A 22,527-nucleotide genomic window follows, 5' to 3' on the forward strand; every position below is an offset into this window, starting at 1 on the left:
ATGTTAGCAAGTCCAAAAGCCCTCTGGGACAACAGTCTTTTGCTCATAAAGGACAGTGTAACAGAGCAGCAATATAACACATGGTTCAAGCCAATCGTCTTTGAATCGTACAAGCCGTCGACAAAGACTTTGTTGGTGCAGGTTCCGAGTCCATTCGTATACGAGTACTTGGAACAGAACTTCGTTGACTTGTTAAGTAAGGTGCTGCATCGTAATTTTGGTGATGGAATCCGTCTCACTTATCGTGTTGTAACCGATAAGGAGCATAAGCTTTCTCAAGATATAGAGGCAGATCCAGACGATGCTGATATGGCAAAGCAAACTCGTGAGCGTGCCCAGCAGACGGCTGCCCAGCCTGCCGCTCCCCAGCAGCAGGAAGACATTGATACACAGTTAGACCCGAAGCTTACTTTCAACAATTATATGGAGGGTGACAGCAATAAGCTGCCTCGTTCCGTAGGATTGTCTATTGCCGAGCATCCCAATACCACCCAGTTTAACCCAATGTTCATTTACGGACCTTCGGGTAGCGGTAAGACGCATCTGGTGAATGCCATCGGCCTGAAAGCGAAGCAGATGTATCTTCAGAAGCGTGTGCTCTATGTGAGTGCCCGTCTTTTCCAGACCCAGTATACTGATGCCGTGCTCCATAATGCGAGCAATGATTTCATCAACTTCTATCAGTCTATCGATATGCTGATTGTGGATGATATCCAGGAGTGGGCTGGTAAGGCGAAGACGCTGAATACCTTCTTCCATATCTTCAACCACCTCTTCCGCAACGGAAAGCGTATTATCCTGGCGTGCGACCGCCCTCCGGTAGAGTTGAAGGATATGCCAGACCGTCTGCTCACCCGTTTCTCTTGCGGTCTTGTCTGCGAGTTGGAGAAGCCGAACATCCAGTTGTGTGTGGATATCCTGAGCAATAAGATCCGTCGTGACGGTTTGAAGATTCCGGTAGATGTCATCTCTTTCATCGCCCAGACCTGTAACGGAAGTGTGCGCGATTTGCAGGGAGCCATCAATGGTCTTCTGGCTTACAGCATCGTTTATAACAGCAGCATTGATATCCGTCTTGCCGAGCGCGTCATCAAGCGTGCGGTGAAGGTGGATGATAAGCCGCTTACCATCGATGATATTGTTGAAACGGTTTGCCATCATTATAATGTAACGGTTACTGCCGTGAACAGCAAGAGCCGTAAGCGTGATTATGTAGTGGCAAGACAGGTAACGATGTATCTGGCACAGAAATATACCAAAATGCCTGCTTCGAGAATCGGCAAACTCGTTGGTAATCGTGATCATAGCACAGTTATCCACAGTTGTTCAAAAGTGGAAGAAAGACTGAAGATTGATGCTGGATTCAGCGATGAACTGGTTAGTATCGAAAACGGATTAAAGGTGAAAAGGGCATAAAGAATGTGCTTTTCGCTGATAGGATAAGTTTAAGCGCGGAACCTTGGTATAGTGGTTCTTGTTTATATAAATGAAATAAAGGAAGCCTGGCAAGTTTGTTTTTGCCTTGGCTTCCTTTTTCCGTCTATAAACTATTAACTATAAACTGCCTTTCATCATCTTCTTCCATTTAAAGTATCCGGCTACGGCGATGATGACGTAGAGACCGTAAAGTCCTGCCTTGAATGGGATGCCTTTGACGATATAGAGATAGAAGCAAACGGCATCTACGATAATCCAGAAGAACCACTGCTCGATATATTTGCGTGCCAGCGCCCAGAGACCCACAAAGCTCAGGGCATTGGTGAAACTGTCTTGCAGAGGAACTGTAGAGTTGGTGAAAGTTATCAGTATATAATAGGTGATGCCCCAGGCTGCCAGGAAGAACAGAAGAGTAGGGAGATAGAGCGACTTCTTCATATAGGTAATCGGAAGTTCTTCTTTCTCCTTCTGGTTGTGCTTCTTGCCATATTTCCATACGGCATAACCATATATACCGGCTATCGTATAGTAGACCGCCATACCCGCATCGCCGTAAAGACCATGACTCCAATAGAGCCATACGTCCAGGGCGGGCATGATGATGCCTACCAGCCAGAGCCAGATACTGGCACGGTACTCCAACAGGATATAAACCAGTCCGAGTACCGTGGTAAAGATGTCTAAACCATGTGATGCAATATAATCCATCATGATGATTTCTGATTAGAACTTCAATGTAAGATGCGTCATCCAGGTGGTATCTGCCATTGGGATGTAGGCTATCTGCTTGAATCGTTTGTCCAATGTATATCCGTAACCGGTAGCATTGCCCCAGGTGAATGCGCTGGCTGCATAGTGGCGGTTGAAGATATTGTTGATGTCTACACCGAAGCTTACCTCCTTGATGCCGAGTGCCTTGGTTACCTTAGCGCTATAGTTGAGGCTCAGGTCGCTCTGTGAATAGCATGGCAGCGAGAAGTCGCGGTCTTCTGTGTTGGTAATATACTGGCGACTTACAAAGTTGGTGTGCCAGGTAGCTGAGAAACCGGCATAGTGGATGTCGATGAATCCGTTCAGGATAGCTGATGGAGAATAAGACAGGGTTGAGTTGTCGTAATGTACTACGCCTGGCTTCGTATCATCTTCCCAGTTGCTTACATACTCATCAAAGTCCTTAATCTTGTTCTTGCTCAAAGCGGCATTTCCTTCTACAGACAACCATGACAATGGTGCCCAGCCGGCTGTCAGCTCTACGCCCATACGGTAAGAATCCTTGATGTTGGTGGTCAGCGCCTCGCCGATGTCACTCAACTGTCCGGTCTGAGCCAGCTGGTTGTCATAATCCATATAGTAGAAGTTGGCGCCTGCATGCCAGTTGTCGCCCTGATACTGATAGCCGAACTCTACATCGAGCAGCTTCTCCTCTTTAGGGAATGGATAGTTGAAGTTGTCGGTAAAGTTGTTGCGCTCTGGCTCGCGGTTGCTGTAGGCTACAGATGCGTATGCCTTGTGGCCATCCTTGTTGAAGCTGATACCTGCCTTAGGGTTGAAGAAGTTGTACTTCTCGTTGATGTTCAGCTCCTGGTTCTTGTAGCTGCCATCTGCCTGGGCGATAAATTTATCGTTGATACCGTCGGTCTTGTATTCTACACGGCGATACTGCAGGTCAGCGAAGGCATTCCAGTAGTCAGCAAAGCGATAGCTTGCCTTGGCGAAGGCGCTGTAGTCATACTTGTGGGCATCAGAGTCATAGTACTTATACTTTCCGTTGCTGCCGAAGAATTTCTTCTCGGCATCCTGGTTGGCGATATAAGTAAGGTATCCCCAGTGGTTGCCGCGGAACTGCTGCAGGTTCAATCCGCCGATAACATCCCAGTGCTCATCCTTGTAGTTGGTATTGTATACCATGCCGTAGGTATGCTGGGTGAGTCCCTTCTTGCGGATGAAGTCAGACTTCTTAACCTTGTTGCCTTCTGCATCCTTGTAAACGAGTCCGAACTTGGCAAACTTGGCGTTGTTCTTAAACTCCTTGTAGTAGCCGTAGCCATAGGTGTAATGCAGTGAGAGGCTGTGGCTCCAGTGGCTGCTTGGTGTCCAGGTAGCCGAAAGGATGTTGTGGTTCTGATAGAAGTTATCAGTAGTCTTGTCCCATTTGCTTCCGTCGCGCAGGGTATAAGGAGTGATGGTATAATCGCCCTTGCCGTTGCGAACCAAATCACCTGTCAGCACGTTAAACTTATCCAGACCTGCCTTATACATATCTTTATAAGTGCGGATGCCATCCTCAAGGAGGGTGAAGTTAGAGTTGTAATCTCCGCCCAGCACACCGCTCCAAGCCTGACCGGTCTTCTCGAAGTTGCCGATGTTCTTGTAGCTTATCTTGAAGTTATCGCCCAGCCAGGTCAGTCCGCCATAGTAAGAACCTGAACGGCCTGCTGTGCCGTCTACATAACCGTCGGTAGCTGTCTCGTGATAAGCACCGTCAAAAATCAGATGCTTGCCGAGCAGACCTGTAGAGAAGCTGGCGCCTGTATGATAGGTATTGTAAGAACCGAAAGAACCGGTAACTTCTGCTGTAGGGGTGAGCGAAGGAGCAGCTGTAGCCATAGAGATGCTTCCACCGAAGGCACCGTCGCCATTGGTAGAAGAGCCTACGCCGCGCTGTACCTGGATGCTGCCCAGGAGCGAAGAATAACTGTTCATGTTAGCCCAGAAAACGGTCTGGTCTTCCGGTGAGTTGAGAGCCACTCCGTCGAGTGTTACATTGATGCGGCTTCCGGCAGCGCCACGAATGCGCATATAGGTAGTACCGGTGCCGATACCGTTCTCACTCCAGGCGAGAATGCCCGGTGTACGAGAAAGGAGAAATGGCAATTCCTGACCTGAGCAAGAGAATTGTTTGAGTTCTGATTTCCTGATGTTAGCCACGGCGTATGGAGCTTCCTTTGCGGCACGTACGCCTTTTACAATCACTTCATTCAAATTCTGCACCTTCAAGGTGTCGATTTTTGTCTGTGCCAGTGCAGCCTGGCTTGCCAAAGAGCAAAACGCTACACTGAGTGCGATCCCGTTGAATCTTTTCATTTATTTAAATTAAAAACATCATATAAGGGGGGAATGTGCCTTATTTTCCTACGCCAGCATTACCTGGTTCAGGTCGATGGGTATATTCTCAGCATCCGCTTTTTTCTCTTTTCCGGCGGTAGCACCCCTTAGTTAGCTCTCTGCTAACCGGGTGCAAAGGTACAAATAAATTTGATAACCGCAAAATTTACGTAGATTTTTACTATATTTGTGTCCTTTTATCATTCTTTTTTCTTATATTTGCAGTCGGATTGCTGTTATTCGCAGTCTTGACAGTTTGAAACCTAAACTTCATGTGATAGGATTATGAGACGATATATTTCACATTTGTTCACGTGGGTCATCTCTTTCCTGACCCTGTTGGCATTCTCATCGTGCTTGAATGAGCATCCTAAGGATCAGCTCGATGGGGGTGGCAGCAATGGTTCTGCGTCTGAAATATTCGATACGACCATAGCTCCTTTATATGATTTTATGGGTGGAACGATAGATGGGGAAGGCATCAGCGATATTCAGCGTCTTGACAGTCTGCTTTCTCTTTCTCCTGATGATGAGCAGCTTTATTCTTCCTGGCAATATCTTTATCGGGCTATCGGTATGTGCAACAAGTCGCTGGATATGATTGATTTACAGTCAGTACGCCTTACCGATAACCAGAAGGCGCAGTTCAAGGCTGAGGTGCGTGCCATCAGAGCCATGATGTATTATGAGGCGATGGATTTGTATGGCAGGATTCCGGTACTCCTGTCTTCGGCAGAATCACTCATCTATGAACCGGCTTCGGGCTCTTCGGTTACCGATGAAAAGCTGTCGGCTCAGAGCGAACGGAGCGAAATCTTCCATTTCATCTTCAGCGAATTGCAGCAGGTGTTGCCTTATCTTCCTCAGACGTCCAGTTTGGAGGAAGGCTCTCATTATGGGCGCATCACGCAGCCTGTGGTCAACTTCCTGCTGGCTAAGCTGGCGCTGAATGCTGAAATCTATATGTACAACGATTGGGCGCAGGGTTACAGGAAGCGTCCGAAGGGTAGGGACCTGGAATTTATGGTGCGTACTGCCGATGGTGCCTCGCTCATTACGGGCGGCAAGGCGAGTGAGAACCGCAGCAAGATATTGAATGCTTGGGAAACCTGTATCTTCTATTGCAACAGACTGGCTGATGAAGGCTACAGTTTAGAGGAGGATGAAATCTTCAACAGTTCTGCGCGTTATCTGATGCCGAAGGATGCGCTGGTGATGGATGAGGCTGATTCTGTTCAGCATTCCCGGCCAGCCAAACCTCTGTTCCGTTTCCGCTATACCGATGTTTTGCTGATGAAGGCTGAGGCGATGGAGCGCAACGATGGGGATGGCAGGGCAGAGTATAATATGGTTCGTGCGCATGCCGGTTTGTCTGCGCGCAAGTCTTCGCTTGCCAATATTCTGGAAGACCGTCAGGTTGTGCTGGCGGACGAGACCTGTCACCGTCAGGACCTTATCCGTTTCGGCAAGTTCCTCAAGTCCTCGCATCTTCGCCGTTCTGTTCAGTCCGCTCTCTCGTTCTGTTCCATCGTCTTCCCGATACCTCAGCGAAGTCTTGCCTTCAATGGCAAGTTGGTACAGAATAAAGGATATGAGGCAATGGAATAGCCAAAAACTCTTCACTCTTCACCCGATAGCTCGAATCCCCTTTATATAAAGGCGCTGCGGAGGGTGAAGAGTTTTTTGTAACTCTTCACCTCTCTTCACCCACTCTTCACCTCTCGAATCCCCTTTATATAAAGGCATTCCCAGCGATTGGGTGAAGAGTGAAGAGTAAAATCAATTCGACCTGTACGGTTTAATTACCCAATACGCCCTGAAAGGGCAGAAGCTCCTAGCCCAGGGCATCGCCCTGGGTATAATAGCAGTCAGCAAGGCGCCCTGTAAGGGCAAAAGCTTTGTTAATTGCCTGGTATTTGAAAGCTTTTGCCCTTACAGGGCGACAGGTTTGCGCCCATAATAACCCAGGGCGATGCCCTGGGAGGGCACTGAAAAAGTCCCTTCATGGGTTATGTTAGTTTAACATTCGATCTTTGAAATAGTGTACCCAAAAGTTGCATATGTGCAATATTTTTTGTATCTTTGTAGAAAAATACAAGGATTATGCTAGAGCAACAACAGACCATATCATTCAGTGATTATTCAAGTTTGTATGACTTGATTATCCCAAAAGACAACCTGCTCCGCCAGATTACTGACCTGGTGGACTTTCGTTTCGTATACCAGGAATTGCAGGACAAGTATTGTCATGACAATGGTCGTACAGCAGAGAGTCCTATCCGTATGTTTAAGTATCTTCTTTTAAAGGTAATCTATGACATATCGGATGTTGATGTTGTTGAACGTACTCGCTATGATATGTCGTTTAAGTACTTCTTGGGATTAACTCCTGAGGAGACTAATCTGATTAATCCTAGTTCCTTGACCAAATTCCGTCGACTTCGTCTGAAGGATATGGACCTGTTGGATCTTCTTATCAAGAAGACTGTTTCTATTGCTATAGAAGCAGGTGTCCTCAAGTCTAGAACCATCATTGTTGATGCAACCCATACGCATTCTCGTTCCAACCCTATCAGTGCAGCAAAGAGTTTGGAGTATTATTGCAAGGCCGTAATCAAGGTCGTTAATTCTGTGGATGACAGCATGGAATTGCCTGAGCTTCCAAAAGAAAAGAAGTATTCTTCTATCATGACTGCAGCCAAAACGATAGTTGCTACGGTGGAAGCTGATGCTGCAACTGCCAATATGCCTGCAGTCAAGGAGCGTCTCAATATGCTGAAAGAAACCATTTCAGACGCAGAGACCCGAGGCGTAATATCAAAAGATGCAGATGCCCGTACAGGACATAAAACAGCGCATTCTTCATTCTTTGGCTATAAGACGCATATAGCTATGAGCGATGAGAGAATTATCACCGCAGCTACCGTCACCTCCGGCGAGAAGGGTGATGGACAGCAATTGCCAGAATTGATAAAAAAGACAGAGGAAGCAGGAATGGAAGTTGATTCCATAGTAGCAGATAAGGCATATTCCAGCAAGGAGAATCTCAAAATGGCAAAGGAAAACAATATGCGCCTCTCTGCTCGTTTAAGCTCTGTAATTGACGGTAATCGAACAAACAAACTCCCTTTTGAATACAACAAGGATGCAGATCTGTACGTCTGCCCAGCAGGGCATCTGGCGAAATGGAAAGAGATGAATTATCGCAAAAATGACAAGCGTCACAGAAACTCCAGCATTACCTATTATTTTGATGTGGACAAATGCAAGGTCTGTCCATTACGTGAAGGTTGCTACAAGGAAGGAGCCAAGACAAAAACATATGCGGTTACCATCAAATCGGATGAACAGTTGGAGCAAATCGAATATCAAAAAACAGAAGAGTTTATAAATCTTCAGAGGAAACGATACAAGATAGAAGCCAAAAACTCCGAACTTAAGAATGTCTTAGGATATGACAGAGCCCTGTCATACGGTTTGTCGTGCATGGAAATGCAGGGAGCTTTGACTATTTTCGCTGCAAATGTGAAGAGAATCATCAAATTGATGCAAAATGCATAAGGGGGGAAGTAGATTTCTCTATATATTGCCGAATTAAACGCCAGAAACGCTATAGAAAGCTGTTTGAGACTATATTCCTGTCCAAAAAAGTATTTCACTTTTAAAAGATGAAATGCGTCTTGGACAAGAATTAAAGTTCAAAAACAAGCTATGCAACTTAAAATTGGGTACCTTTTTCAGTGCCCTCCCTGGGCTAGGAGCTTCTGCCCTTTCAGGGCGTGTGGGGCAAAACTTGCGAAAGTTCTGTCGGTTATTTAAAAAACTGATAAACGCGTTTTCATTCGCTGTTTGGCTCAGACAGCCCACTGTTCTTCCTATCGCTAGTCTGCTGTTCTAGTTTCGCTAGTTCGCTGTTCTTGTTGCACTTGTCCCCTGTTTCCGTTTCTCCAGTCTGCTGTTCTTGTTTCACTCGTCAGCTGTCCCCGATAAATAAAACCATTTTTTTCCTTTTTAAAAATCACTTTTTTCCTTTTCCCATCCTCATTTAAAAATAAAATTTGTACTTTTGCATGCGTATTAACGTGTTAACGATAATCTTGGCAGATGCCAAATACAAAAATAAGAACGAAATGGATACATTATATTTATTGCAGTTCGCCTGTTTCCTATTTATGCTCGTCAATATCCTCATCCTGGGTATTACCCGACTGCACATGAAGTGGATGAACCGGCGATATGAAGTGTCACGATGGCTGATTATCGGAGCCATGGTAGGATTAGCCATACAATTTCTCATGCAGATGCTTCTGGGCTTCCGGGCTCAAGACGCTGCTGTGGGAGCCGTTTTCAACATTCTGGTCTATCCCCCTTGCTTCTCGCTCATCTCTATTGGCATTTACAATATCGAGGCAACGCATGCCAACCGCCGGAAGATGAGCATCGTTTGCGCCAGCATTTATGCCGCCATATTGGCTGCCTTCTGCATCGGCTTTATCCAGAGCGGAAACTTCCATATCGGCAGCTGGATTTATGTGATGATAGTCCTGTTCGCCTTCAGCGTAGCCTATTGCATCTATATGATAATAGTGGAAATCAGAAAGCGCAGAAGAATGCTGGAGGTGATGGCTGGTTATGATATCCTGCCTTACGTGAGATATGCGCGAGCCAGTGTATTCATTGTCTTTTTCCCTGCAGTAGCCCTGCCTTTTGCAGTTCTTTCCACCAAATCTCTATATGTAATCGGACCTCTGGGACTGCTTGCTGTCTTTTTCTTCACGCTCAGTTTCATGGCTTTGGGCTATAATTACGTACCTTCCGAAGAACTTCTGGATAAGGAGGAAGAAGAGGAGGCTGCCATGGAATGTGTGGAAGACAATACCTGTTTAGAACTGCAGGATGAAGAACTGGATGATAGGAAAGAAACTTTACAATCGCAGCGTTCAGAAAGACGGAAGAAGATCATCCGTAAGAAGTTGGATGAATGGTGTGCTGCCAATGGTTATAGGGATACGTCGCTGAATATGATTACCCTGTCACGTTCGTTGAATATCAGCAGATACGAGTTGTCGCGCTACCTCTCATCCTGTCTCAATACCACCTTCCGCCCCTGGCTTGCCGAGGTGCGTTTTGAGGCTGCCAAGAAGATGATGTTGGATAACCCCGACTTCGGTAATGACATCATTTCTGCCGAGTGTGGCTTCTCTTCCCGTACCCATCTCTACCGTATGTTCAAAGAGAAAGAAGGCTGCTCTCCGACGGCTTGGAGAGAGGAAAACTGTTAAAAAGTATGTATTAGGTGTCGCATTCCCCACGAATGAGACACCTTTTTTGTAGGAATGCGACACCTATGTGGGGGAATGCGACACCTTGTTTCAAAGAAAAACACTATCTTTGCACCATGAAAAGTATAATAGAATCATTAGCCAAAGAAGAACAGGCTATCCTGATAGTAGCTTTGTTTCTCCTCATTTATGTTGGTATCATGATTAATGTCATGGTGAGGGAATATAGGGCCTATCTTGATGATTACCCGATGTATCATTTCAGCTTGGGTGATTTCATCAGGAGAGGGCGTTTCTATATCTGCCTCATTCTCGGCGTAGTGTTTATCACGTTCGTATGTCTGGTAGTCAGTCTGATGGCAATCAGTATTCAGTAATTTCTTGATAAAAAATAATAACAAAGCATAACATTTATGATGAAAAGATTTACAAATCAATCCAATGGGTCGCAAGCCGGCCGTATGTACAATGGGGGGGCGAAGTTTTGTAGATTCGCTCTGTTCCCATTGATGTTGCTCATGTTGTTGCTTCTGCCAGCCGGCATGGTGGCGCAGAAGGCAGCTTCCAGTTCTAAGTATATAGCAACGTATGAATCCTCCACCCAAACCTTGACTTTCAAGAAAAATGTGGGTGAAACCCTTCCTGAAAATAGTGCTTGGGTGGAAGATAAGATGACGGTGGATGGTATCAATAAGAGATTAGGAAATGGCACAATTGTGCACATTGTTTTCGATAAGAGCTTTAGCACATACACTCCTACATCGTTGTACCGTTTCTTTGAAAGTCTCACAAAGCTGGAAACAATTACAGGCCTGGAATATCTGAATACAGAGAATGTAACGAATATGGGACGTATGTTCTATAACTGCTCATCTCTTACCTCGCTAGATGTTACTCATTTCAATACCGCGAATGTGACGAATATGAGTTACATCTTCTCTGGCTGCTCAAAACTCACCTCGCTAGATGTTACTCATTTCAATACTGCGAAGGTGAAGAATATGCACAATATGTTCTCTAGCTGCTCATCTCTCACCTCGCTAGATGTTACTCATTTCAATACAGCGAAGGTGGAGGATATGTACGGTATGTTCTATAGCTGCTCATCTCTCGCCTTGCTAGATGTTACTCATTTCAACACAGAGAATGTAACGAATATGGGATACATGTTCTATAACTGCTCATCTCTCACCTCGCTAGATGTTGCTCATTTCAATACAGCGAATGTGAAGGTTATGAGCTACATGTTCTCTAGCTGCTCATCTCTCACCTCTCTCTACCTCACTAACTTCAATACAGAGAAGGTGACGAATATGGAAAACATGTTTTCTGGCTGCCAAGCTCTCACCACCATCTACGCCAGCAGTAAGTTTGTAACAACCCAGGTAACTAAGAGTAGCGGCATGTTCAATAAATGTGAAAAACTCAAAGGTGAAGAAGTATGGACAAAAGACAAGGCTACCGACAAGACCTTTGCCAAAATAGAAGGTGGATATTTTAGTCGTGCAATCCCTAGGGTAAAATATGCTGATGGCACGCTGACCTTCTTTCTCGCATCCAAGGAGACTTTGGGAGAAAATGAGTATGGAATCTATGATGGGTGGGCGACACCTGACTGGGTGTGGCAAAACCCTAACGTTACCAACGTTACCAAGGTAGTGTTTGATCCCGCCTTTGCAAATGCCCGACCAACCAAATGTAATGAATGGTTCCAAAACTACGTAAACCTCACGAGCATAGAGGGTATCGAATATTTGAATACATCACAGGTTACTGATATGCATAATATGTTCTATAATTGTTATCATCTCCAAACAACAGATTTTTCTGGCTTCGACACTCGAAAAGTAAAGGATATGAGTAATATGTTTTACAACTGTGGTAGTTTGAAATCACTGGATATTTCAAATTTCAATACGTCGGAAGTGACGAATATGAGAAACATGTTTTATCATTGTATAGGGCTGACGTCACTTGATCTCTCTCATTTTAATACATCAAAAGTGTCTATTATGATTTCGATGTTCCAATTATGTAGTAACCTTTTGTCTGTTAATTTGTCGGGTTGGGATACTAGGAATGTAGGAAGTATGGATCATATGTTCGAAAAATGCATATCCCTAAAGACACTTGACTTGTCTGGTTTTGATACTCGGGAAAAAACTTGTGCTATGGACGACATGTTTAATACGTGTAAAGAACTTACTACCATTTTCGTGAGCGATAAGTTTGCTGTAGGAACACGCGGTACTGGTGATGGCACGATGTTCCTGGAATGCAAAAAACTCAAGGGAGCCAATGCTTTCGATAAAAATAAAACGGGAATTGATAACGCCAACTACAAGACTGGCTACTTCACCAAGCTGGTAGGCAAGAATGGCGATGAGAAGATAGGAGCAACGGGAGAACCTCTTGCTACGGATAATCTCGTTCTTGACGATGGCAAGGACTTCGTGGCTTACGAGCCATTCGTAGCCAAGGCTGCATCTTACAACCGCACAATGAATGCTGGCACCACCTGGGGAACGCTCTGCCTGCCATTCGAGGTATCGCTCGCAAATCAGAACTTCCGTGCCTTCAAACTCCTTTCAGCTGATGATGTTACAGAAACCGTAGAACTCGAAGAGATAGAGGGAAGCATCGCAGCTGGTACTCCTGTTATCATCAAGATGAAGGATGGAGCAACAAAGCTCGACTTCACTGTAGCCAACAAGGAGATTGCAAAAGACGTTCAGACTGCTGAAACAGCTAATGGCAACTATCAGCTCCAGGGCATCTACACCAAAAAGGAGTTCAGCAAGGATACTGACAACAACTGCTACATCGTGAAGGGCTCCAAGCTGATGAACCCAGCCAAACTGTTGGATAAAACAGCAACAGAGTCTGTGGGCAGCAAGCCTTTCCGTGCTTACATGGTAGATAACTCTTCTGCTCCTGCAGCAGGTGCCAGAATGTTCAGCATCAGCGTCGGCGGTAGCACCACAGCCATCGAGCAGTTGGAGTCTACAGCAGATAGCAAGGCAGAATACTACGACCTCCAGGGTCGTCGCCTCCAGGATTTGCAGAAGGGCATAAACATCGTGAAGCGTGGCGGCAAGACCATGAAGGTTATCATCAAGTAATAAAAAATAGTAATAAAAATAGATATGAAAAAGAAAAGATATATCAAGCCAGTGGTTAGCGTCATGGAAATGGAAACCACAGCCATCCTCGCCGGCTCTGTTATCCGGAAGGCGTCAGATGAGGATTACAGCGATGAAAATGTGAAGGATTTCTGGGATACAAATAAGGGAATTTGGGCAGACTAGCCCCTGATTCTCTTTCGTATTCCACGACAGCACTTCTGATGCCTGGGGCAAAATAAAAAGCCCCCGGAGCTATTACGCTTCGGGGGCTTTTTCCGCTTTCTAGGTATCATGTTGATAGGTAAGTTCATGAACATCCACAACATTTTTTCCGAAACTTTTCTCCTATTTTCTTTGCACTTTCAAAATAAAGTCGTAACTTTGCAATCAAGATAGGTTAAAAAAGGAGGTTGCGATGCCAAAGATATTTGAATACTTCGGATTTATCTTTCTGTTCTATTCGAATGAGCATGAACCGATACACGTTCATGTAATGAAGGATGGACATGAAGCTATTTTCGAGATAATATTAGAAAATGGTGAACTTGTTGAAATTCACAGAAGAACTTCTAGCAAGATACCACCTTTAAGTGAGAAGGATGCTGCTACAGCAGAGGCCTTTGTGAAGAAGTACTATAAGAATATAGTTGATAAATGGGTAAACTTCTTTATTTATAAGAAAAGAATACGTTCAACTAAAATAACGAAGAAATTATGAATTTAAGTATCGTTTCTGCAAAATATGTGGCACCATTAAAAGTTGAATTACACTTTAATGATGACACTGTTAAGACGATAGATGTTGGGGCTTTTATTAGAAATCACCCACATCCGCAATATAACTCTTACTTGAATGAAAACAAATTCAAAAAGTTCAAGATAGAGTTTGGAAATATCGTTTGGGGAAAAAATTGGGATTTGATATTCCCTATAGATAAGTTATATGCTGGCGTTTGCTGCTGAACAAAAAGCCCCCGGAGCTATTACGCTTCGGGGGCTTTTTCCGCTTTTTTTCTTCCCATATTGCGTATAGTGTATTTCTATATGGGTGAAGAGGGGTGAAGAGTGGGTGAAGAGATAAAGAAAACTCTTCACCTCCCGAAACCCCGATAAACAGAGGGGATACGGGCGAGAAGGTGAAGAGTGAAGAGATAAATCGGGATTGCCTACAACTGATAGAACTTGGTGAAAGCCTTCACGCAGTATTCGTGGTCGATAACGCTACCGTTTTCTATGTGTCACTGTGATAGGTGGGTTCAAGAACTACCACCATATTTTTTCGAAACTTTTCTCCTGTTTTCTTTGCATTTTCAAAATAAAAGCTTATCTTTGCAGACAAATAGAAGTAGAACTTTTAAATGGATAAATATGGCTTTAAAAATTAAAACTCGTGAAGAAGCAATTGCTGTATTACGAGACATGGTTAAACGTAAAAGAGAAATGGAGGCAAAGGCTCAAATAGACTTTGCTAAAGCACGTAAGGAGGCTGCAAACTGCTATGCAGGCCTTTAACTTAACGCGCCTCAATTTTCATTCTCCTTATAAGGTCTGGATAGATAATGGCTCATATAAGTTCTTGACAGATTATGGTGTTCAGTATCGAATAGAATTTGTTGAAAATAATAATATCTGGGAGGATGAAAAAGCGTATGAATTCGGTATTCTCAATGAAAACAAGAAGAATTCTCCTAACGATTCTAAAGTAAAAGAGACTGTACAAAGTATTATTGAAGAGTTCTTTCTCACGAATCCGGACATTCTTTTATATCAATGTGAAACGGGTGATAGCAGACAGGCTATGCGAGCTCGTCTTTTTACCAGATGGTTTAACGAATTCGATAAACGAGATCGGTTTTGTGTCAAGGTTTCTATTCTTAGAGATGAAGAAGTTGACAATTACATAGCTATTATAGTTCAAAAGAGTAATCCTAAGTTGACTGACATCCTTCGAGATTTTGATGAGTTTATCGGTTTCTTTGATACAAAGCCCGAATAAAAGCGGTAAGTGAGATACAGACAAACGGAATCTCTATCGTACCCCCACCAGGCAGCACCTTTGCTGCCTGGTGCATAAAAAAGCTCCCGATGCGTATGGCACCGGGGGCTTTTTTCCGTTTCCTTCTTTATTCTTCTTTATATTTCCTTCCAATCTTCTTTTATACTTCCTTCCAATCTGCCAATCCTTTTCCCTTATCATCCAGTTCTATGGCAAGGGCAATTACTTTTCGCTTATCAGCCTTGAATGGCTCGGCATACTGCTTGGCTTTTATCTGCTCCGTGGCAGCATCCACGCCACCGTTGTTGCTCAGCTTCAATTCAAGCACATAGATAAAGTTGGTAGTTTCTACCACCATATCAATCCTGCCCGTAGCAATCATCTTCTCTACTTCCACCCGGCAGCCGATGGCATTGAAGATGGTGCTCAGAATCAGGCGGTAGCGCTCTTCCATATCCATGCTGGCAAGCTTCTTGTTGCTGTAAGGTACATCCGCAATAAGCGCCTTCAGGCATTTCATGGCTTCGGGGAGATTGCCAAGCTTTAGGGAGTACAACAACATATTCTGGGTTGATATTACCAGTGCATTCGATTGTAGTGTCAAGGCTGGCAATACAATCTTGTATAGAGCCTTTCGAACTTCATAGTTTGGAATGCCTAGCAGATAAATCTCATCCATATACCCCTTTATCGTAAGATACCCCGACTGATAGAGGAAAAGTTCCGCTCCGCCACCTGTTACGTCGGAAGTCTCCAGTGTATCGCTGTCTATCGGACAATTCTCAAAATCTTTCAGTCTCATTTCTATATTATCCACAAATTTAGGGAGTAGCGAGGTTGCGCCCGATGAAGCCCAGTAGTTTTTCAGTTTGGAATCAGCGAGTGCATTGATAAGACTGAATGGATTGAAGACATCAACCATATTTTCATAACAGAAATGATAGCCATCATAATAGGCTGTCAATTGTGCAACGGCTTCGTCGAAAGTCCATCCCTTGCTTGTTGCCAACTTGTTGATTTCCGGCTTGAAATCACGCAAAACTTCTTCCTTGGTGATACCGCAGAGAGCCGCATATTCCGGCTCGAAACTGATGTTGCTCAGATTGTTGAGCACTGAGAAGAGAGATATCTGCGTAAACTTGGTAATACCGGTGATGAAGACAAACTTCTCGTATTTGTCGTCTGCTTTGAGAATGGCAAACACCTCCCTATAGATAGCGGTACATGCTTCGTGATAAGGAGTCTTCCAGGAATGCTGTAATGGCGAGTCGTATTCATCGATGAGAATGGCAACCTGCTGTCCGGTTTGCTCATACGCCCCCACGATTATTGCATTGAAGCGGTCGGCAAGACTATCTGCAGGGTCAGGGACCAATGAATATTCTTTTTCGTATTGTCTGAATATATTATTGAGATAAGAGCGCAATGTTTCCGGCTCTGCGCCCGCACGGCTCATATCCAGTCTGATGACAGGTCGCTTCACCCATTCCGTCTCCATCTGCATGATCTTCAACCCCTCAAAGAGTTCCTTCTTACCCATGAAGTAGGCTTCGAGCGTATCTACAAGAACGGATTTACCAAAGCGGCGTGGGCGGCTCAGGTAATTATACTTTTTCCCTCTGTTGGCAAGTTGCCAGATGATATCTGTCTTGTCAACATAAAGATATCCACCCTTTCTGATTTCCTCGAAAGACTGGATGCCTACCGGCAATTTTCTATCGTTAGTCTCTATCATAATTCCTAATCTTTGTTTTCCAATTGCAAATTTACGATTATTTTCCCAAACCGCCATGCTTTTTCTCGTTTTTTTCTTCCCATATTGCGTATAGTGTATTTCTATATGGGTGAAGAGGGGTGAAGAGTGGGTGAAGAGATAAAGAAAACTCTTCACCTCCCGAAAACCCGATAAACAGAGGGGTTACGGGCAAGAAGGTGAAGAGTGAAGAGATAAATCGGGATTGATTACAACTGATAGAACTTGGTGAAAGCCTTCACGCAATATTCGTGGTCGATAACACTACCGGTTTCGCGGCAACTGTGCATAGCGAGGATGGCATTGCCCATATCCACACCCTTCAATGGGATGGAAGAGGCGAGGATGTTGCCCAATGTGCTGCCACCTGCTACATCGCTGTGGTTTACGAAACGCTGGCATGGTACACCGGCTGCATCGCAGATGTTGGCGAAGATGGCTGCTGATACAGCATCGCTCGCATACTTCTGGGCTGCATTGAACTTGATGACCGGACCACCACCCAGTTTAGGATGATTCGTAGGGTCAAACTTTTCGCTATAGTTAGGATGCCAGGCATGCGCATTATCGGCTGATATCATGAAGGCACGCTCTACTGCCTGATAATAAGCCTCTTCTGTATGGCTCTGTGCCAGGGCGATACGCTGGAGCATATATGAAAGGAATGGACTTCCGGCACCCTGCTTGGTCTGAGACCCCGTTTCTTCATTATCGAAGATGGCGAGAACCTGGGTGGTATCATTGGCATCTGCTGCAATCATCGCCTCTACACCAGCCCAGCACATAGACAGGTCATCGAGTCTGCCTGAAGAGATAAACTCATCGTGTACACCGAAGGTGCAGGCTGGAGTGGCATCAGCCAGATAAAGATCGAAATCAAGAACATCCTCTTTCTGGATATTCAGTTCGCCGGTTATCACATTCATCAGGAGATTACCCTTCTCCAGTTCATCATTGATGATGCCGAGGATAGGAAGTACATCCTTCTGCTTGCTCAACTTCACACCATCATTCACCTGACGGTTGAAGTGGATAGCGAGATTGCTGATCTGCAGCAATGGGCGCTTCACATGAAGAAGGAGCGTCTGGGGATTCATCGCATTCTCACCCTTCACGATAACTCTACCTGCCAGGGTGAGCGGACGGTCGAACCAGGTTGACATGATAGGACCACCATAAACCTCGGTATTCAGTTTTACGATACCGCCCTCGCAAAGCATCTCAGCATTTGGCTTGATGCGGAAGGTAGGCGAATCGCAGTGGGCGCAGATCATGTGGAAACCGGCATCTGCCAAAGGCTTCTTTCCGATTTGGAAGGCGTAGATGGAAGAGTCGTTCTTGGTAACGAAGAACTTTTCACCCGCTTCAATCTTACCCAAAGGCTCCTGTGGGTTCATACGGCGGAACCCGTTCTTCTCCAATTCCTCGGAGATATTCTTTACTGCCAGGAAATTCACTGGCGATGCGTCTAGAAAGGATAATAATCTTTTGATCATAGTCTATATCTTTATATTAATATCTTGCAAAGATAATAGATTTTTTTCATTTTATCTCATTATTCTATTTGTTTTTCATTTTTTTGTATTATCTTTGTCCCCAAATAAGATCAATGAAAGAATTATGAAACGATATAAATCCTGTACTCTCATTATATTGCTGCTGTTGGCATCGGCTCTTCAGGCATATGCGCATGTTTCCAGAAATATGTTCATGCTTTCCAATCTCAATGCTGACAATGGTCTTTCCAGCCCTCGAGTTTATTCTATTGTCGAGGCAGAGGATGGTGCCATGTGGATAAGTACTAAGCGTGGAGTTGACCGATATAATGGGCAACAAGTAACCAATTATACTTTATACACAGAGATGCCGTATAGTGATGCTAGTGGTAGATGTATTAAACTGACTAAGGATGCGCAACATCTGATTTACGCCTACGACAACAAGGGAAAGGTGTATATATATGATAAGAGGAAAGATACATTTGTCTTGAAATGTAATCTTCAGAAAATTTTAGGTGGAAGTATCGTGTTGAACGAACTGTTGGTAGACGAAAAGGGTAATTTCTGGTTAGCTATGGATAGAGGCATTTATTGCTTGTCAGCAGCTACTGATGGAAAGGAGATAGTTCGGGAGACAGCTAAGGGTAGGTTTGTATTGAAAAATACCTATATTAATCATATCCAATTTATAGGTCAGAAACTCTTGATAGGAACTTTTAAAGATGTTTATTGCTATTCGATGTCTGCCCGGAAGTTAGAAAAGAAGATTAGTGGCAGTTCTGTAGTATCCTCTTATCATGATATTGTGGGACATCGTATCTGGCTGGGTACTTTTCACGAAGGAGTTAAAGTGGTGGATGATCGTACTTGGAAGCTGATAAAATCTGCTGATTTCCAATCTTTGCAAAACATTCCTAAAATTCCCGTACGTTCAATCATTTTATATGATAAGCAGACTCTTCTGATGGCTGTAGATGGAGCAGGAATATATGCTTATGACAGTTCGAATAAACAAACCAAGCTCTTGCTTGATACAGATGGACGTCCGGGTAACGTGCTGAATGGTAATGGATTATATACCTTGTGCTGCGATCGTTTTGGCGATTTATGGACAGGCTCTTACTCGGGAGGAGTAGATTTGGCAATACCGATGAAACATACATTGGAATATATCACACATGAATATCTCAACAGTCAATCACTGATAGATAATTGTGTGAACGATGTTTTCCAAAGCCGTGATGGGAAAATATGGTATGCCACAGATAAAGGAGTAAGTGTTTATGATGCGCAGACTCGTCTTTGGCATCATGGATTATATAATAAAGTGGCGCTTACGATTTGTCAGACTGTAGACGGCAGAATTCTGGTTGGTACCTATGGTAATGGCGTATATCAGGTTCATGCTGATGGCACTAGTATGCCTGCTTATTCTGTGGAAACAGGAATGTTGAAGAGTGATTACGTATTCAGTCTTTTTACTGATAGCGATGGTAATGTTTGGGTGGGATGTTTGGATGGAGATATGGCTTGTTTCCCTTCTGATAAATATAATTTGAATGGAACGGGAAAGTCGGTATTCTATCTGCCTGTCAACGAAGTGCAATGCATCACGGAATCACTGGATAAGCGTTTTATTGCTGTAGGAACTTCGCATGGAGGCTATTTGATTGATAAGCGTGAACCTTTGCATCCTCATCGTTTCTTTTATCCTGAACAGTATCCCGAAAAAGACATTAATTTGTTTGTCAACAGTATGGCTTTTCAGGATTCCCGTCATATCTGGATTGGAACGGATGGAGGAGGACTCTATGATTATGATTTACTGACAAAGAAGTTTAAGCGTTATACCAATCAGGACGCTTTGCCTTCTAATACAGTTTATGGACTTATAAGAGGTATTAATGGCAATTTGTGGATCAGTACGGATAAAGGATTGGCGTTCATGAAACAGGGTAAGATAGTAAACCTCAACATCTTTAAGGGAATGGAACGTGAGTATAACCGAATGTCTGTTGCGTGTACTTCAGATGGCAGGGTGCTTTTTGGCAGCAACGATGGAGTTGTCGCTTTGACTCCTATGTTTGCCAAAGGTTTGAATTATGCTGCTCCACTTCGTATTCATAGTGTTGAGGTTGAAGGTGTCGAACGTTCCGATTACTGGAATGAATGTCTCTTTGAAATGTTGAAGGAAGGCAAATTGAAACTTAGCCATAATGAGAATACGCTGGTTGTTTCTTTTGAGAGTATCAATTATCAATACCAGTATGATATTCAATATCAATATTATTTGGAAGGATACGACCGTAATTGGAGTAAACCATCTTCTAATCAGTTGGCACGATTTGTAAATTTGCCTTCGGGCAGTTATGTGCTTCATGTAAAGGCTATCTGCAGAAGTAATGGTAGAGAATTGGGAGAAACAACTTTGGAAATTCATATAGCCCAACCTTGGTGGAATACCTGGTGGGCATGGATTATCTATCTCTGTATTTTTGCTGCCATCTTATATTTTGTCTGGCAGTATTACAAAGAGCGCTTACAGCGAAAGTATTATGATGAGAAAATCAATTTCTTCGTTAATACAGCCCATAACATACGTACTCCTTTGAGTCTCGTGTTGGCTCCTCTTGATAATCTGGCTAATGATTCCAGCTTGAGTGAGAAAAGTCGTGGATTCTTGGATATGGCGCATCGCAACGGCAACAAACTATTGAAGATGGTTACAGAATTGCTTGACTTCCAAAAGGTAGAGCAGTCTGCCGAACAGGTTCGCCTGCAAGATATAGAATTGCCGATGCTTTTACGTGTGCAGTTGGAAAAGTTTGTATTGGCAGCTCAGGAGAAGCATATTCAACTGTGTATTGAAACGTGTCCGCAGCAACAGATTCATTCTGATGTCAAAATGATGGATCTGATATTGGAAAATCTTCTCTCGAATGCTATCAAATATACACCTCAAGGTGGAAAGGTTACGTTGTCGGCTTCTGTTGAAGGTAAGATGGCTATGATTCATGTATGTGATACAGGTATAGGTATTCCAAAGGCCGAAATTAAGAGTATCTTCAAGACCTTCTTCAGGGCTTCTAATGCGATAAATTCTCAGGAAATGGGAAGTGGATTAGGACTGATGCTTACACGAAAGCTTGTAGAGAAATTAGGAGGAAAGCTTAGTTTCGTAAGTGAGGAAGGAAAGGGTACTACTTTCTGTGTGAAGATGCCATTAGGTAATGTGACAGATTCTTCAGTCCGGCTTGTTGGAGAAAAGAAAAATGTTGCAACTGAATCTTCTTTAGCTGAAGATAAGCATGATGAAACTAGCCAGACAGTGTCTTCTGCGGTTCTGCAGGATGCTGATGTTTCAACGGATACACTTCTTTTTGTCGATGACAATGAAGATCTTCGCAAATATATCAGAATGACTTTTGGTGATTCTTATCAAGTAGTTGATGTGGAGAGTGCAGAGGCTGCCTTGAAATATTTGAAAGAGGGCGGGGTATGTGATATCGTTGTTTCTGATGTCATGATGCCGGGAATGCACGGAGATGAGTTCTGTCGCAGCATCAAGGAAAATAAGGAAACATCATGGCTGCCTGTTATCCTGCTGACTGCTAAGGCTGGTCGTGACTTTATGATAGAGGGACTCGGATTGGGTGCTGATGACTATATAGCCAAGCCATTCGATACTGCTATTCTTGCGAGTAAGGTTGCCAGTATTTTGAAGAATCGTCGCCGGTTGAGTCAGTATTATATGGACAGAAGCCTTGCTCTTGTTAGAGGAGAGGTTGCTTCTGGGTCTGCTTCTTCCGAGCAGATTGTGGGTTCTGATTCTTCCGATGAACACTTGGAACCTACTGGAACTTCTGAAGAGAAAAAGGATGATACTGTCTTGAATAAGCAAGGCCAGACATTCGAAAATGTGGCAGAAGCTGTTCTGGATCCACAAGACCAGGCTTTTGTAGATAAAGCTACTCGTTTGGTGTTGGCTCATCTGAGCGATACAGACTTTAATATCGACCGACTCTGTAGAGAGATGGCGATGAGTAGAACGCTTTTCTATGGTAGGCTGAAGACTCTTACGGGTCAAAGTCCGCAGGATTTTATGCGTTTGATACGTCTGGAGCAGGCTGCAATCTTCCTGAAACAGGGGGATAGTGTGCTGGATGTATCTGTGAAAGCCGGTTTTGTAAATGTGAAGTACTTTAGTACTGTATTTAAAAAGCACTTTGGAGTTTCTCCAAGTAAGTATCTGTAAATTAGAGTTTTAAATTCAAAGAAAAGGTTTCTGTTTAGACGATATGTCTGAATTGAAACCTTTTTTTGTTTGTTA

At 43.9% G+C, this 22,527-nt stretch carries 16 protein-coding genes; 12 read left to right on the plus strand and 4 right to left on the minus strand.

Annotated elements, in window-relative coordinates:
• Window positions 1-1,416, plus strand: coding sequence for a chromosomal replication initiator protein DnaA (gene dnaA / locus ONT19_RS00005; protein ID WP_264953291.1), 1,416 nt, complete (start codon window positions 1-3; stop codon window positions 1,414-1,416).
• A gap of 138 nt (window positions 1,417-1,554) precedes the next feature.
• Here the strand turns inward: dnaA and pnuC are convergent, their stop codons facing one another.
• Together pnuC and ONT19_RS00015 are read right to left on the minus strand one after the other, a co-directional pair.
• Entirely contained in the window at window positions 1,555-2,148 is a 594-nt protein-coding gene (pnuC, locus tag ONT19_RS00010) for a nicotinamide riboside transporter PnuC (protein WP_217744267.1), read from the minus strand.
• A 12-nt stretch (window positions 2,149-2,160) separates the two neighbouring features.
• Window positions 2,161-4,521 carry a TonB-dependent receptor gene (locus tag ONT19_RS00015; protein ID WP_264953292.1) on the minus strand — a complete coding sequence of 787 codons (2,361 nt, stop codon included), beginning with the start codon at window positions 4,519-4,521 and terminating at the stop codon, window positions 2,161-2,163.
• Between the two features lie 306 nt (window positions 4,522-4,827).
• On the opposite strand from ONT19_RS00015, the gene ONT19_RS00020 reads away from it, so the two are divergent.
• From ONT19_RS00020 to ONT19_RS00065, 10 genes are all read left to right on the plus strand, one after another.
• Window positions 4,828-6,150, plus strand: a complete 1,323-nt coding sequence (locus tag ONT19_RS00020; RefSeq protein WP_264953293.1) for a RagB/SusD family nutrient uptake outer membrane protein — start codon at window positions 4,828-4,830, stop codon at window positions 6,148-6,150.
• Between the two features lie 495 nt (window positions 6,151-6,645).
• Window positions 6,646-8,103 carry an IS1182 family transposase gene (locus tag ONT19_RS00025; protein ID WP_264952067.1) on the plus strand — a complete coding sequence of 486 codons (1,458 nt, stop codon included), beginning with the start codon at window positions 6,646-6,648 and terminating at the stop codon, window positions 8,101-8,103.
• 569 nt (window positions 8,104-8,672) lie between these two features.
• Entirely contained in the window at window positions 8,673-9,824 is a 1,152-nt protein-coding gene (locus tag ONT19_RS00030) for an AraC family transcriptional regulator (protein WP_264953295.1), read from the plus strand.
• A gap of 116 nt (window positions 9,825-9,940) precedes the next feature.
• The gene (locus ONT19_RS00035; RefSeq protein WP_264953296.1) at window positions 9,941-10,201 is read left to right on the plus strand and encodes a hypothetical protein; all 261 of its coding nucleotides are present in this window, start codon (window positions 9,941-9,943) and stop codon (window positions 10,199-10,201) included.
• A gap of 36 nt (window positions 10,202-10,237) precedes the next feature.
• On the plus strand, window positions 10,238-12,946 hold the full coding sequence (locus ONT19_RS00040) for a BspA family leucine-rich repeat surface protein (RefSeq protein WP_264953297.1): 2,709 nt from the start codon (window positions 10,238-10,240) through the stop codon (window positions 12,944-12,946).
• Between the two features lie 24 nt (window positions 12,947-12,970).
• The gene (locus tag ONT19_RS00045) at window positions 12,971-13,132 is read left to right on the plus strand and encodes a hypothetical protein (RefSeq protein ID WP_233338630.1); all 162 of its coding nucleotides are present in this window, start codon (window positions 12,971-12,973) and stop codon (window positions 13,130-13,132) included.
• Window positions 13,133-13,364: 232 nt separating this feature from the next.
• Window positions 13,365-13,667 carry a DUF4160 domain-containing protein gene (locus ONT19_RS00050; protein ID WP_119238464.1) on the plus strand — a complete coding sequence of 101 codons (303 nt, stop codon included), beginning with the start codon at window positions 13,365-13,367 and terminating at the stop codon, window positions 13,665-13,667.
• Window positions 13,664-13,912, plus strand: coding sequence for a DUF2442 domain-containing protein (locus tag ONT19_RS00055; protein ID WP_153136888.1), 249 nt, complete (start codon window positions 13,664-13,666; stop codon window positions 13,910-13,912). The genes ONT19_RS00050 and ONT19_RS00055 overlap by 4 nt, the downstream gene beginning before the upstream one ends.
• A 405-nt stretch (window positions 13,913-14,317) precedes the next feature.
• Window positions 14,318-14,461, plus strand: a complete 144-nt coding sequence (locus tag ONT19_RS00060) for a hypothetical protein (protein WP_022121358.1) — start codon at window positions 14,318-14,320, stop codon at window positions 14,459-14,461.
• A complete protein-coding gene (locus tag ONT19_RS00065) occupies window positions 14,448-14,945 on the plus strand; it encodes a DUF6169 family protein (protein WP_022121359.1) in 498 nt (165 codons plus the stop codon). Before ONT19_RS00060 ends, ONT19_RS00065 begins: the two co-directional genes overlap by 14 nt.
• 160 nt (window positions 14,946-15,105) lie before the next feature.
• Here the strand turns inward: ONT19_RS00065 and ONT19_RS00070 are convergent, their stop codons facing one another.
• Window positions 15,106-16,680, minus strand: coding sequence for an ATP-binding protein (locus ONT19_RS00070; RefSeq protein ID WP_264953298.1), 1,575 nt, complete (start codon window positions 16,678-16,680; stop codon window positions 15,106-15,108).
• A 227-nt stretch (window positions 16,681-16,907) separates the two neighbouring features.
• A complete protein-coding gene (locus tag ONT19_RS00075; RefSeq protein WP_264953299.1) occupies window positions 16,908-18,194 on the minus strand; it encodes a M18 family aminopeptidase in 1,287 nt (428 codons plus the stop codon).
• Between the two features lie 124 nt (window positions 18,195-18,318).
• Here ONT19_RS00075 and ONT19_RS00080 point away from each other — a divergent pair, with 124 nt between their 5' ends.
• On the plus strand, window positions 18,319-22,452 hold the full coding sequence (locus ONT19_RS00080) for a hybrid sensor histidine kinase/response regulator transcription factor (protein WP_264953300.1): 4,134 nt from the start codon (window positions 18,319-18,321) through the stop codon (window positions 22,450-22,452).
• Window positions 22,453-22,527: the final 75 nt, after the last annotated feature.

The organism is Segatella copri (assembly GCF_026015625.1).
Taxonomy (GTDB): Bacteria; Bacteroidota; Bacteroidia; order Bacteroidales; family Bacteroidaceae; genus Prevotella; species Prevotella copri_H.